Here is a 10,949-nt window from a genome sequence, read left to right as displayed (position 1 = left end):
CCGTCCGCGTACGAGCGACCGCCCGCGGGCTCGTCCCCGGCGGGCCTCGTCCCCGGCGGCCACGCCCGCGCGACGCCCCCGCCCGAGTCCGCGACCGCGCACCGTGCGGCCGGGCGGTTCCCCCGGCCGCTCGGGACGTCCGGGAAGGCGAACGCGCTGCCGTGGCTGCTGCCGCCGGAGCCCGGACCGTCCGGGATCGCCGCGGACGCCGCGACCGTCGGCGAACTCCGCGTCCGGGCGGCGTCGCTGATCGGCCCCGGCCACCGGTGCGAGGAGCCCGCCGCGCCGCGGCAGGACGCCTACCGGCTCGCCGTGGACCGCGAGCGCCGCCACCTGATCGTCGCGGTCGCCGATGGCATGACCAGCAGCGACCACTCCCACCTCGGCGCGAGCGTCGCGACGATGCTGCTCGTCCAGCAGGTGTGGGCGGGCGGCACGGACGACGCCGACGACGCGGCGGCGCACGCGTGGTTCACCGAAGCCGCCCGGCACATGGCGGGCGCGGCGGACCAGCGCGGCCTGAAGCACGCCCAGGTCCGCGCCGCCGCCCTCGTCGCCCTGATCGACATCGAGCCCGCCGCCGACGGCTGCCGCCGGGTGCGGGTCTGGACGATCGCGGACGTCGGCGCGTGGCTCGGCAAGGACCGAACCTGGCAGCAGGTCGCCGGTGACGTCCGAACCGGGTTCGACCGCAGCAAGCTGCACTCGTACCTGCCGCACCACCCGGACCACGCCCGCGGCGTCTCCTTCCGCCTCGAACCGGGCGCGGTGCTCGCCCTGACCACCGACGGAGTCGGCGATGCGCTCGGCCGTCCCGACCTCGGGCCCTGGTTCGCCGACCAATGGGCGGAACCGCCCCACATCAGCGACTTCGTGGACACCGTTGGCTTCGAGGCGAAAGGCGAGCTGGACGACCGGACCGCGGTGGTCGTCTGGGCTCCGGGCCCGGGAGCGGACCGGTGAAGAACTGGACGGACTCGCCGTTCCGGCGGACGGTCCACCGCAGCGTCGTCGACGGGTACGGCCCGTCCGACGTCGTCGCGGAGGACAACGGGGAATCGTCGGTGATCTACCGAGCGCCGGGAAACCCGGACTGGCTGGTCAAGCTCTACAAGCCGGGGGCGAACGTCCGGCACACCGCGCTGGACGACCTCATCGAACTGCCGGGACAGATGCTCCCGGACGACCGCGCGCTCGTCGACCGGAGCGTGGCCTGGCCCGTCGCGCGCGTCGTCGACGGGTACCGCACCGTCGGAGCGATCATGGCCCGGGCGGACGAGAAGTTCTCCTGGGACGTCGCGCTGCTGCAAGGCCGCACCCGCCGCCAGGTCATCGAGGTGGACCTGCTCGCCAATCCCCGCGAACGCATCGAACGGCTCGGCCTGCCGGTGCCCGGCGCACCACTGCGGCTCGCGGCGATGCGGGAGGTCGTCGCGGTGGCCGCACTGTTCGAACGCCACGACCTCGTCTACGGGGACTGGTCCTTCTCGAACGCCTTCTGGGCGCCGGGCACCAGCAACGTGCTCGTGATCGACATGGACACCGCGCGGCTCGGGCGGCGTGCGCGCGTGGAGACGCCCACCTGGGAAGACCCGCTCGCGAAGAACGCGAAGACCATCACCACCCATTCCGATCGGTACAAGGTCGCGCTGCTCGTGGCGCGCGCGGCGACCGGGCTCCGCAAGGAGCGGCGCGAGGCCGTCGAGGAGATGGCCCGCCTCTACCCGTCGTATCCGGGCCTCGTCGACCTGCTGCGGAAGTGCATCACCGCGCCGACCCCCGCCGCGCGCCCGAAGCTCGGCGAACTGCTCGCCGCGATGGACCGGCGGCCCGCCGGCGCTCGTCCCGACGCTCCGCCGGCCGGGGCGAACGTGACGAGAACGGTCCCGTGGAATCCGGGCGGCCGACGGCGGGCGACGGGCGCCACGCCCCGGCCGAACCCGCTCCCGCCCAAGCCCGCGCCAAAGCCCACGGCCCGGCCCGCACCCAAGCCCGCACCCCGGTCTGCCCCCAGGCCCACACCCAAGCCGAACCCGGCGACGGCGCCGCCGACCACCCGCCCCGCCGGGCGGCGGCTCGACCAGCGGGACGGGCGGGCGCGTTCCGGATCGCTCCCCTGCTCGTGCTGGCCGTCGTGGTCCTGCTCATAGCGGTGCCCATCCTGATCGCAGTGCGATCCTGACCCAAGGAGAGAGAATGCAACCGGACTACGAATCCGAGTACGACGAGCGGGCCGGACAGGGCGACGGCGGCACGGTCGCCGGACTGCCCACGTACCTCGTGCTCGACTCGTCCGGCTCGATGAAGCCGTTCGAGGCGCTGCTGAACAAGACCCTGACGGAGGTCGTCGACACCGTCTACGCCAGCCCGAAGGTCTCCGACTTCATCCGGCTGTCGATCGTCTCGTTCAACACCTCGCCGCACCTGATCCTCCCCATGATCGACATCGCCGAACTCACCGGGCTGCCAGAGGTCACCTGCGGCGGGATGACCTCCTACGGCGCGATGTTCGAACTCCTCCGCGAGCGGATCGAGCAGGACATCGCCGACCTGTCGGCGAAGGGCGTCCGGGCATACCGGCCGGTGGTGTTCCTGCTGACCGACGGGATCCCCAGCGACGGCGGGACCTGGCTCTCGTCGTACCAGGCGCTGCGCGACCCCGGCTGGCGGCCGCGTCCCGACATCATCTCCTACGGTTTCGGCGACGCCAGCGACACAGTGCTGGAGAAGGTGAGCACCCTCGCCGCGTACATCGCGAAGACGGGCAACGAGGAGCAGAACAAGACCGCGCTGAGCGAGGCGCTCAAGTCGGTGCTGAACTCCCTGGTCGCGTCCGCCGAGGCGCAGCAGATCCAGGTGCCGCAGCACGTCGAGGGCTACACGTCGGTGCCGCTGGTCTACGTCGACTGACGGTCGCTCCGGCGCCGCGCGACGCCCGGCCGGCACGGGGGCCGGCCGGGCCGCGCGATCGTCAGGGCTTTCACCGGAGGCGCCACACCACGGACGTGCCGTCCCGGTGGGCCGCCGCGATCTGTTCGATGTCGACGTACTCGGCCCGTCCGAGCGGCGACAGCCCGACCCGCCGCACCGTCCCGGACGCGCCCGTCCCGGCGACGGCCAGCGCCAGCCCGACGTCTTGCAGGGCGGCGTCGGGGTCGCCGGTCACGCCCGACCGTCCCGTGCCGTCCCGGTCGACGACGTCCCAGACGTAGATGCGCGGGGGCTCGAACGACGTCGTCATCGCGCCACCGCCGCCGGGCCGAACCGTCCGCGGAGCCGTCCGAAGAAGTGCCCGGACGGTCGTGCGCGCGGCAGCGCCCGGGGCGCCGACCTGGCCCGGCGCACCGGACGGGGCCGGGGCGGCGGCACCGGACGCGGCGTCCGGTGGGCGGCGACCGCGGTGCGGATCATCTCCGCGAGGACGAACGGGTCCGCTGCCTCCAGGAGACGGTCACCCACCACCGACCACCAGGAGCCGGTGAACTCGCCGAACCACGACGGGACGCCGGGGAAGCGCCGAGCCAGCTCGGCCTGCATGTACTCGGGATCTTGAGTGAGCCAGTCGGGATAGGCCCCTTCGGCTACGTTGTACATGGATTGGATGCCTCTCATCTGATCAAGGCCCCGGCCGGTGGTTGCGTCACCGCGTCCGGGGCCGCTCTGTGCATGGATGCACACCGTACGTAACATCGTCCATGGACAGATAACATCCCGCCATTACCCGCCAGCCACTATTCGCTTACCTTTGACCACGTAACGTGTTCGATCTTTGAGAAACTGCCCGCATGAGCGAGCACGGACCGACCGCACGGCATCGACGCCTCGCCGCCGAGTTGCGGCGGCTACGCGAGGAAGCCGGAATCACCTCCGAGAACGCTGCCGGTCTCCTGACCTGGAGCCGCCCCAAGCTCGTCAGGATCGAGACGGCGAAGGCGATGCCGAGCGTGGCCGACGTCTCCCGCATGTTGGCGATCTATGGAGGGTCGGACGCTCGGCGAGGAGCGCTGCTCCAACTGGCCCGTGAAGTTCGCACACGAGGCTGGTGGGCCGCCTACGGCGATGTCCTTACCGGCTCATACGCGGAGCTCGAAGACGCCGCCTCGAAGATCAAGACCTGGCAGACGGAGATCGTTCCGGGCCTTCTTCAGACAGAGGCGTACGCCAGGACGCTCATTGAAGGTGAGTTCCCGGACGACCCGGCGGAGGTCGATCGGCGTCTCCAAGCCCGGTTGACTCGGCGATCGCGGCTCGCTCGCACCGATATCAAGTACGTAGTTCTCTTGGCCGAGGAGGTCCTCCGGCGGCTGGTCGGCGGTGCAGAGGTGATGGCGAGGCAACTCGACAGGCTCCTGGACGCCGGTGAGCGACCCAACACCACGATCAGTGTCGTACCCATCTCAATGACCTATCGGCCTGCGCTTGGCCAGGGTGCGCTCACCCTCTTTCACTTCAACGCGCCTCTGGAACTCGACACGGCCTTCGTCGAGACGATGGCGGCGGCATGTACATCGAGAACGTCGCGGAGGTCAGGCTCTGCTCCAAGAAACTCGATCGCATTGCCGACGTGGCCTTGAGCGTGAAGAGTCGAGAGCACTGATCAGCGCCATACGCGAGGAGGTCCAAGCCCAATGAGCGTGACTGACTTCCCGGCCGACGCCCCTTGGTTCAAGTCCAGCCACAGCGGCTCAGGCGACGACTCATGCGTCGAGGTGGCGATACTGCCCGGCACCGTCGGTGTCCGTGACTCCGTCGACCCAGACGGACCGAAGCTCGCCTTCTCCCCGAACGAGTGGCGCGCGCTGACGTCCAGCATCAAGGACGGTTCCCTGGCGCTCTGACCTGGCTGTCGGCTCGACCGCGTGAGTCTGGAGGGACGGTGACCGGAATGGGACAGATCTTCGGCGGGCTCTCCGGCGTCTACCGGCGTTAGGAGATCCCAACCGTTTCGAGGTCCCATGGCGGACGACCAGATCGCCCGATCCACCGAAGAGGAGCCGTCTGCGGTCGCGGCGCGGCGGAAGCCGTACGCGATCGTGGCGGCGATCATGGCGGGCTTCGTCTTGGTGGCCGGGCTCGTGCTCGCGGGCAACGTCCTGCTCGGGTCCGGCGACGAGGACGCGGCCGAGACCGCGGCGCGGAACTACATGATCGCGCGCACCGCCCGCGACGACCCGACGGTCTGCGACCTCAGCACGTCCGAGTTCCACAAGATGGTCGACTGCGGCGAACGGGCCGACTCGGCCCCGTTGTCGGGCGACGCCCGGTACCGCGACGTTGTCAACAAAATGATGGACTTCACGGTCCGCCTGGACGGCGATGACACGGCCACCGTCACCTGCGTCGTCCGGATCACGCCCGACGCCCTCCGGCAGGTGAACGATCTCTTCGCCGAGACGACCGGCGACGACTCCGCGACCGACTTCGAGGACGGCCCGGCGCGCTTGTCCGTCCGACTCGGTATGCGGAAGGTCGGTGACCGCTGGCTCGTCGCCTCGTACGACGTGACCGATCCCGGCACGTACTGACCGGCGGCCCGGCCGGACGAGGCGAAATAGAGAACGTCGCAGAGGGCAGGCTCTGCTCCAAGGAACTCGATCGCATTGCCGACGTGGCCTTGAGCGTGAAGAGTCGAGAGCACTGATCAGCGCCATACGCGAGGAGGTCCAAGCCCAATGAGCGTGACTGACTTCCCGGCCGACGCCCCTTGGTTCAAGTCCAGCCACAGCGGCTCAGGCGACGACTCATGCGTCGAGGTGGCGATGCTGCCCGGCACCGTCGGCGTCCGTGACTCCGTCGACCCGGACGGACCGAAGCTCGCCTTCTCCCCGAACGAGTGGCGCGCGCTGACGTCCCGCATCAGGGACGGCGACCTCACCAACTGACCCTCGCAGGGGGCCCGGCCGCAGCACTAAGGCGGCCGGGCCTGGTGGTTCGGGCCCGTCGTCCGTCTCACCGCGTTCCCGCGCACGCTTCAGCCCAGGCAGCCGGTGCAGCGGCCGATCCTCCGGCCGCAGTGCGCGCCCTCGGTCTGGAGCCCGAGCACGAGATCACCACCGAACGCGCCGAGCCCCCGGCGGAGATCGCCGAGTGGCTCGGCCTTCCGGCCGGGGAGGTCAACTGCCTTGTGCGGAGGCGCCGCCTGCTGGCCGGAGGCATTCCCGTCCGGCTCAACGCGAGCTGGTTCCCCTTGAGCATCGCTGAGGGCACCGTGCTGGCGGAGCCCGGCCCGGTCATCGTCGGCGGTGTCAAGAGCGCCCTCGCCGAACTCGGCCACCCGCAGGCCACGGCCCGAGAGCGGATCGTTCCGAGTCGACTGCGACCGGTGCCGAGGCGAACGCGCTGGAGATCAACCCGGAGCGGACGGTCGTCGAGATCACGCACGAGGGCATCACGGCCGAGGGCCGTACCGTCGAGGTGACCGTGTCGGTCGCCCCGGCGCACTACATCACCGCGGAGTACGAGTTCCCGCTCACCCGACATCCGGAGGAACCGCACGATGATCACGCGTCTTGTGGAGGACGAAGCGCGGGCCCTCGCGGCGGGGGGCGGGCTGCCCGCGTTCGTGTACGACCTCGGTGCGCTCCGGGACCACACTGCGGACGTACGGGCCGCGCTCGCGTCGGCGGGCGCGCCGGAGATCTTCTACGCCGCCAAGGCCAACCCGGACGCCCCGATCCTGCGGACGCTCGCACCGCACGTCGACGGCATCGAGGTCGCGTCCGGCGGTGAACTGGCGCACGTCCGGGAGGTACTGCCGGACGCGCGGCTGGCGTTCGGCGGTCCGGGCAAGACCGACCGGGAACTACGGCAGGCGCTCGATCTCGACGTGGAGCGCGTCCACGTGGAGAGCCCGTACGAACTCCAGCGACTGGCGGAGATCGCGCACGGCTCGGGCCGGGAGGTCGACGTGCTGCTGCGCGTCAACCTGGCGGGCGACCGCCGTGGCGTCGCCTTGGCGATGAGCGGCCCGTTCGGCATGGACCCCGACCTCATCGACGCGTGCACCGGGATCCTGTCGTCCGCGCCGCAGGTCCGGCTGCGCGGCGTGCACGCGCACCTGGCGTCCGGGCTGGACGCGCCCGCGATGGTCGCCCAGGCCGCCGAGATCCTCGCGTGGGGACGTGCCTGGCTCGACCGGACCGGCCACGACGGGCCCCGGGAGTTCAACCTCGGCGGTGGCATGGCCGTCGACTACGGCGACCCCGCCAACCGGTTCGACTGGAAGCGCTACGGCGAGGACGTCGCCGCGCTCGCCCGTCCGGGCGAAACGCTGCGCATCGAACCGGGGCGGGCCGTCAGCGTCTACGCCGGGTGGTACGTCACCGACGTGCTGGACGTGAAGAAGGCGCACGGGCAGTGGTACGCGGTCCTGCGCGGCGGCACGATGCACATCCGGACACCGGTGACCAAACAGCACGATCATCCGTTCGTCGTCCTGCCCGCCGGGGCGGCGGGTCCAGCGGTCGCCGACGAGCCGGTGACCCTGGTCGGGCAACTCTGCACGCCGAAGGACGTCTTCGCCCGCGAGATCCCCACCAACCGCATCGCGGTGGGCGACCTGGTGGCCTTCGCCATGTCCGGCGCCTACGCCTGGAACATCTCCCACCACGACTTCCTCATGCACCCGAAACCCACGTTCCGCTACCTGGACGAGTGATCCCCGGCCGAAGACGGGCGGGCGGTCATCATTACCGGTCCCGGCATGTCCTGACCGGTGGCCCGGCCGGGCGGGGCCGGCCGGGCTTCGAGGGTCAGTTTTCGAGCCAGGGGATCGACAGGCGGGTGAAGACGATGCCGCCGGTGTCGCCGATCTCGTGGAGGACGGCCACGTCGCCGCCGGGTAGGACGGCCATGGTGGAGTAGCCGGACGCGCCGGGCTTGACGAGCGCGTGGTGCGGCCAGCTCGCGCCGTCGTCGCGGCTGAGGCGGACGGTCAGGTCGGTGCGGGACGTGTCGGCGGTGTTGCTGTGCAGGGCGACGTCCGTCAGGGACGGGGTGCCGGGACGCGGCAGGAGGTGCGAGATCTCGTCGCCGTTGTTGCCGGGGTCGATGAGGCCGCTCTTCCACGTGGCGCCGAACGGGGACGTGACGTCGTCGGCCATCGCGTAGTGGCGGTCGCCGCCCGCGTTGTGGCGCATGTTCTGCGCGACGCGTCCGGTGCCGCGCTGGATCGCCTTGCTCTCGTTGACGCCGGTGCCCGCGGTGGTGCCGTTGCGCCAGGTGGCGCCGTGGTCGTCGGAGTAGATGTTCGCGGCGTGGGAGCCGCTCGCGTCGCTGTAGACGATCGGCTGGACGAGGCGGCCCGAGTCGAGCTGGATGCCGTGGCCGGAGGAGGCGAACATGCCCGCGTAGTCGGGCTTGCGGACGTCCGGGTTCAGGTCGACGGGGTCGCTCCAGGTGGCGCCGTTGTCGGTCGAGGTGATGTAGGTGATGTGGGTGTTGGTGGTGGAGTTCTCGGACGTGTCGCCGGGCTTGGAGCCCCAGAAGCCGACGCCGGGCGCGGGGGCGTAGGTGAAGAAGCAGAAGATCTTGCCGGTTTCGCGGTCGACGAGGAGGCTCGGGTCGCCGTAGCCCTGCGAGGTCTTCGCGGGCTTCGCGATGATCTTCGGGGTGGAGAAGGTCGCGCCGCCGTCGGTGCTGCGGGTCATCGCGATCTGGATGTTGTTCGTGCCGCCGCCGAGGTCGTACGAGCCGTCGACGCGGGCGTCCATGACGGCGACGATCGTCCCGTCGTTGGTGACGGCGAGGCCGGGGATGCGGATTGATTTCGCCGCTTTGCCGAGGCCGTCGATGACGGTCGAGGTGGTGAGGACGGTCTGGGAGTTCATGCCCGGTTCGCCCGAGTCGAGGCCGCAGCCGGACGTGCCGGAGATGGTCTTCGACCAGGCGCCGGAGGAGACGTTGAACGTGTACGGGGTTCCGTCGGGGACCGTCCAGTAGAGGCTGTTGTCGCCCGAACGGGCGGGGACGTCGACCGTCCACGGGGAGTAGGCGCGGCCCGGCCAGGCGACGGTGAACTTCCGGGTGGATTCCGAGCGGTTGTCGAGGACGAGACGGAGCCGGTGCGGGGACGCGCAGTCCATGGTGGCGCGGACGGTCAGTGCGTCCGAGCAGTCGAGGACGCCGCTGTTCGTCTGGTCGAAGCCCTGCGGGGTCGTCGTGCGGAACGTGTAGGCGGTTCCCGAGGGTTTCGTGAAGTGGAAGTGGGCGCGGTCGCCGGGGGCGACGTTCGCGGTCCATGTTCCCTGGCCCTGCCAGGTCAGGGTGAAGGTCGTTGCGGTCGAGGTGTTGTTGACGACGGTTTCCTGGATGCGGCCGGACGTGCAGTCCGTGGTGACGACGGCGGACTGGCCGGTCGCGGCTTGTGCGGGCGGGGCCGTCAGGGCGAGTCCGGTGACGGCGGCGACGGCGACGGCCGTGGCGCGGAGATGCGGGGGCACGGTACCTCCGATATGGGACATGGGATGTCCTTCGCCGGGTGAAACTAGACGCGGACCCGGCGGCCGTCAACCCCTGCCGGGTTTTCCGGGTCGTTCGCGGGATAGGAGCCGGTGAGGAAGCGCTGATCACCGCCAGGGGGCCGGAAGTGGGCATGCAGAAGACGACTCGCCGGATCGAGCAGACGGAGCAGATCGATGCGGTCGCGAAGCCGATCCGCAAGATGGTCGGGCGGATGGTGCGGCCGCGGCCGGTCCGCAATCTGCTCAGCGGGGTCTTCCTGGGGCATCCGCTGCACCCGGGGCTCACCGACGTCACGATCGGTGCTTGGGGCATGGCCGCGGTGCTGGACGCCATCGGCGGGCGCGACGCCGAACCCGCCGCGGACCTGCTGATGAAGGTCGGGGTGGCCGGTGCCGTGCCGACCGCGCTGAGCGGGCTGAACGACTGGTCCGACACGCACGGCCCGGAGCTGCGGGTCGGGTGGATCCACGCCTTGGCCAACAGCACCGCGCTGTCGCTGCACGTGGCGTCGCTCGTCATGCGCGCCCGCGGCGACCGGCGGACCGGCAGGATCCTCGGCGGGGCCGGGATGGGCGTGCTGGCGGTCGGCGCCTACCTGGGCGGGCACCTGTCGTTCGTCCGGGGCGTCGGGGTCAACCGCACCGCGTGGCAGCAGGGCCCGGCCGAGTGGACGGCGGTGCTGGACGACGACCTGGTCGAGGGCGAGCCCGTCCGGGTGGACGCGGACGGTACGCCGATCCTCGTCTACCGGTACGAGGGGCGCGCGTACGCGCTCGCGGCGATGTGCGGTCACATGGGCGGCCCGCTGGACGAGGGCACCTTCGCGGACGGCTGCGTCACCTGCCCCTGGCACGCCAGCACGTTCCGGCTGGCCGACGGGGGCGTCACGCGCGGTCCGGCGAGCGCGCCGCAGCCCTGCTTCGAGACGCGGGTCCGGGACGGACGCATCGAGGTGCGGGTTCCTCGGGCGGGCGGGGGAGAGCGCGCCGACCTCGTACGGACGCGCCGCGGCATGGTGCACTCCGCCACCTGAGCGCGGGTTCAGGCCCCGGTGCCGTCCAGTTCGAGACGGTCGCGGATGCCGCGGAAGTGCGCGGCCATCGCGGCGGCCGCGGCCGTCCGGTCGCCGGCGCGCAGCGCGTCGTAGATGTCGCGGTGCCGCTGGGCGACGTCGTCCGCCTCCTGGGCGACGGGCGCGAGGTCGTGCTGCAGGGTGCGGTAGACGTCCCAGAACGCGCCGAGGAGCTGGTTGACGATCGGGTTCGCGAGCGGGCGGTAGAGCAGTTCGTGGAACAGCCGGTCGGTCTCGGGCGCACCAGGCCGGCGGACGCCTCGGCGTGCATCCGGCGCATGACCTCGTCGAGGTCGGGGGTGCCGGAGTTCAGGCCGCGGTCGATGACCTGGTCGATGAGGCCGCGTTCGAGGATCTCGCGGATGTCGACCAGGTGCGCGAGGTCGTTGCGGCCCTGCCGCTTGGAGATGCGGGC

At 71.1% G+C, this 10,949-nt stretch carries 14 protein-coding genes; 10 read left to right on the top strand and 4 right to left on the bottom strand.

What is annotated here, in order from left to right; translation table 11 throughout:
- From BJF79_RS44480 to BJF79_RS44470, 3 genes are all read left to right on the top strand, one after another.
- A partial coding sequence (locus BJF79_RS44480; protein WP_143220925.1) for a protein phosphatase 2C domain-containing protein occupies positions 1 to 963 on the top strand: 963 nt, incomplete at its 5' end.
- Positions 960 to 2,150 (top strand): hypothetical protein, encoded by a 1,191-nt coding sequence (locus tag BJF79_RS44475; protein ID WP_075906630.1) that lies wholly within the window; start codon positions 960 to 962, stop codon positions 2,148 to 2,150. The genes BJF79_RS44480 and BJF79_RS44475, both read left to right, overlap by 4 nt.
- Positions 2,151 to 2,196: 46 nt before the next feature.
- Positions 2,197 to 2,910, top strand: coding sequence for a vWA domain-containing protein (locus BJF79_RS44470; RefSeq protein WP_083734704.1), 714 nt, complete (start codon positions 2,197 to 2,199; stop codon positions 2,908 to 2,910).
- Positions 2,911 to 2,980: 70 nt separating this feature from the next.
- On the opposite strand, the gene BJF79_RS44465 is transcribed toward BJF79_RS44470, so the two are convergent.
- Both BJF79_RS44465 and BJF79_RS44460 read right to left on the bottom strand, forming a co-directional pair.
- A complete protein-coding gene (locus tag BJF79_RS44465; RefSeq protein WP_075906628.1) occupies positions 2,981 to 3,241 on the bottom strand; it encodes a hypothetical protein in 261 nt (86 codons plus the stop codon).
- Complete coding sequence (locus tag BJF79_RS44460; protein WP_143220924.1) at positions 3,238 to 3,594, bottom strand: hypothetical protein; 357 nt, start codon at positions 3,592 to 3,594, stop codon at positions 3,238 to 3,240. The genes BJF79_RS44465 and BJF79_RS44460 overlap by 4 nt, the downstream gene beginning before the upstream one ends.
- 191 nt (positions 3,595 to 3,785) lie before the next feature.
- Between BJF79_RS44460 and BJF79_RS44455 the strand changes: the two genes are divergently transcribed.
- The 6 genes from BJF79_RS44455 to BJF79_RS44430 all read left to right on the top strand — a co-directional run bounded on the left by BJF79_RS44455 (position 3,786) and on the right by BJF79_RS44430 (position 7,657).
- The gene (locus BJF79_RS44455; RefSeq protein WP_262403483.1) at positions 3,786 to 4,574 is read left to right on the top strand and encodes a helix-turn-helix domain-containing protein; all 789 of its coding nucleotides are present in this window, start codon (positions 3,786 to 3,788) and stop codon (positions 4,572 to 4,574) included.
- Between the two features lie 54 nt (positions 4,575 to 4,628).
- The gene (locus tag BJF79_RS44450) at positions 4,629 to 4,838 is read left to right on the top strand and encodes a DUF397 domain-containing protein (protein ID WP_075906624.1); all 210 of its coding nucleotides are present in this window, start codon (positions 4,629 to 4,631) and stop codon (positions 4,836 to 4,838) included.
- Between the two features lie 117 nt (positions 4,839 to 4,955).
- Positions 4,956 to 5,525: a hypothetical protein gene (locus BJF79_RS44445; RefSeq protein ID WP_075906622.1), complete on the top strand. Its 570-nt coding sequence runs from the start codon at positions 4,956 to 4,958 to the stop codon at positions 5,523 to 5,525.
- A gap of 147 nt (positions 5,526 to 5,672) precedes the next feature.
- Positions 5,673 to 5,882 (top strand): DUF397 domain-containing protein, encoded by a 210-nt coding sequence (locus BJF79_RS44440; protein WP_075906620.1) that lies wholly within the window; start codon positions 5,673 to 5,675, stop codon positions 5,880 to 5,882.
- A gap of 131 nt (positions 5,883 to 6,013) precedes the next feature.
- Positions 6,014 to 6,418: a UTRA domain-containing protein gene (locus tag BJF79_RS44435; protein ID WP_075906618.1), complete on the top strand. Its 405-nt coding sequence runs from the start codon at positions 6,014 to 6,016 to the stop codon at positions 6,416 to 6,418.
- A gap of 78 nt (positions 6,419 to 6,496) precedes the next feature.
- Entirely contained in the window at positions 6,497 to 7,657 is a 1,161-nt protein-coding gene (locus BJF79_RS44430; protein ID WP_075906616.1) for a type III PLP-dependent enzyme, read from the top strand.
- 94 nt (positions 7,658 to 7,751) lie between these two features.
- On the opposite strand, the gene BJF79_RS44425 is transcribed toward BJF79_RS44430, so the two are convergent.
- The gene (locus BJF79_RS44425) at positions 7,752 to 9,461 is read right to left on the bottom strand and encodes a sialidase family protein (RefSeq protein ID WP_083734702.1); all 1,710 of its coding nucleotides are present in this window, start codon (positions 9,459 to 9,461) and stop codon (positions 7,752 to 7,754) included.
- 131 nt (positions 9,462 to 9,592) lie between these two features.
- Here BJF79_RS44425 and BJF79_RS44420 point away from each other — a divergent pair, with 131 nt between their 5' ends.
- On the top strand, positions 9,593 to 10,495 hold the full coding sequence (locus BJF79_RS44420) for a Rieske 2Fe-2S domain-containing protein (RefSeq protein WP_075906632.1): 903 nt from the start codon (positions 9,593 to 9,595) through the stop codon (positions 10,493 to 10,495).
- A gap of 8 nt (positions 10,496 to 10,503) precedes the next feature.
- Here the strand turns inward: BJF79_RS44420 and BJF79_RS67965 are convergent, their stop codons facing one another.
- A complete protein-coding gene (locus BJF79_RS67965) occupies positions 10,504 to 10,719 on the bottom strand; it encodes an FCD domain-containing protein (protein WP_410050220.1) in 216 nt (71 codons plus the stop codon).
- Between the last annotated feature and the right edge of the window lie 230 nt (positions 10,720 to 10,949).

This window comes from Actinomadura sp. CNU-125, from assembly GCF_001942465.1.
Lineage (GTDB): Bacteria > Actinomycetota > Actinomycetes > Streptosporangiales > Streptosporangiaceae > Spirillospora.
Note: the sequence above shows the minus strand (reverse complement) of the source record. Positions and strands in the feature narration are given on the sequence as shown.

Bases quoted from the DNA above. Each gene is read 5' to 3' on its own strand.
- BJF79_RS44450 (WP_075906624.1), top strand. From the start codon at position 4,629: ATGAGCGTGACTGACTTCCCGGCCGACGCCCCTTGGTTCAAGTCCAGC.
- BJF79_RS44430 (WP_075906616.1), top strand. From the start codon at position 6,497: ATGATCACGCGTCTTGTGGAGGACGAAGCGCGGGCCCTCGCGGCGGGG.
- BJF79_RS44460 (WP_143220924.1), bottom strand. From the start codon at position 3,594: ATGTACAACGTAGCCGAAGGGGCCTATCCCGACTGGCTCACTCAAGAT.
- BJF79_RS44420 (WP_075906632.1), top strand. From the start codon at position 9,593: ATGCAGAAGACGACTCGCCGGATCGAGCAGACGGAGCAGATCGATGCG.
- BJF79_RS44455 (WP_262403483.1), top strand. From the start codon at position 3,786: ATGAGCGAGCACGGACCGACCGCACGGCATCGACGCCTCGCCGCCGAG.
- BJF79_RS44465 (WP_075906628.1), bottom strand. From the start codon at position 3,241: ATGACGACGTCGTTCGAGCCCCCGCGCATCTACGTCTGGGACGTCGTC.
- BJF79_RS44470 (WP_083734704.1), top strand. From the start codon at position 2,197: ATGCAACCGGACTACGAATCCGAGTACGACGAGCGGGCCGGACAGGGC.
- BJF79_RS44440 (WP_075906620.1), top strand. From the start codon at position 5,673: ATGAGCGTGACTGACTTCCCGGCCGACGCCCCTTGGTTCAAGTCCAGC.
- BJF79_RS44425 (WP_083734702.1), bottom strand. From the start codon at position 9,461: ATGTCCCATATCGGAGGTACCGTGCCCCCGCATCTCCGCGCCACGGCC.
- BJF79_RS44445 (WP_075906622.1), top strand. From the start codon at position 4,956: ATGGCGGACGACCAGATCGCCCGATCCACCGAAGAGGAGCCGTCTGCG.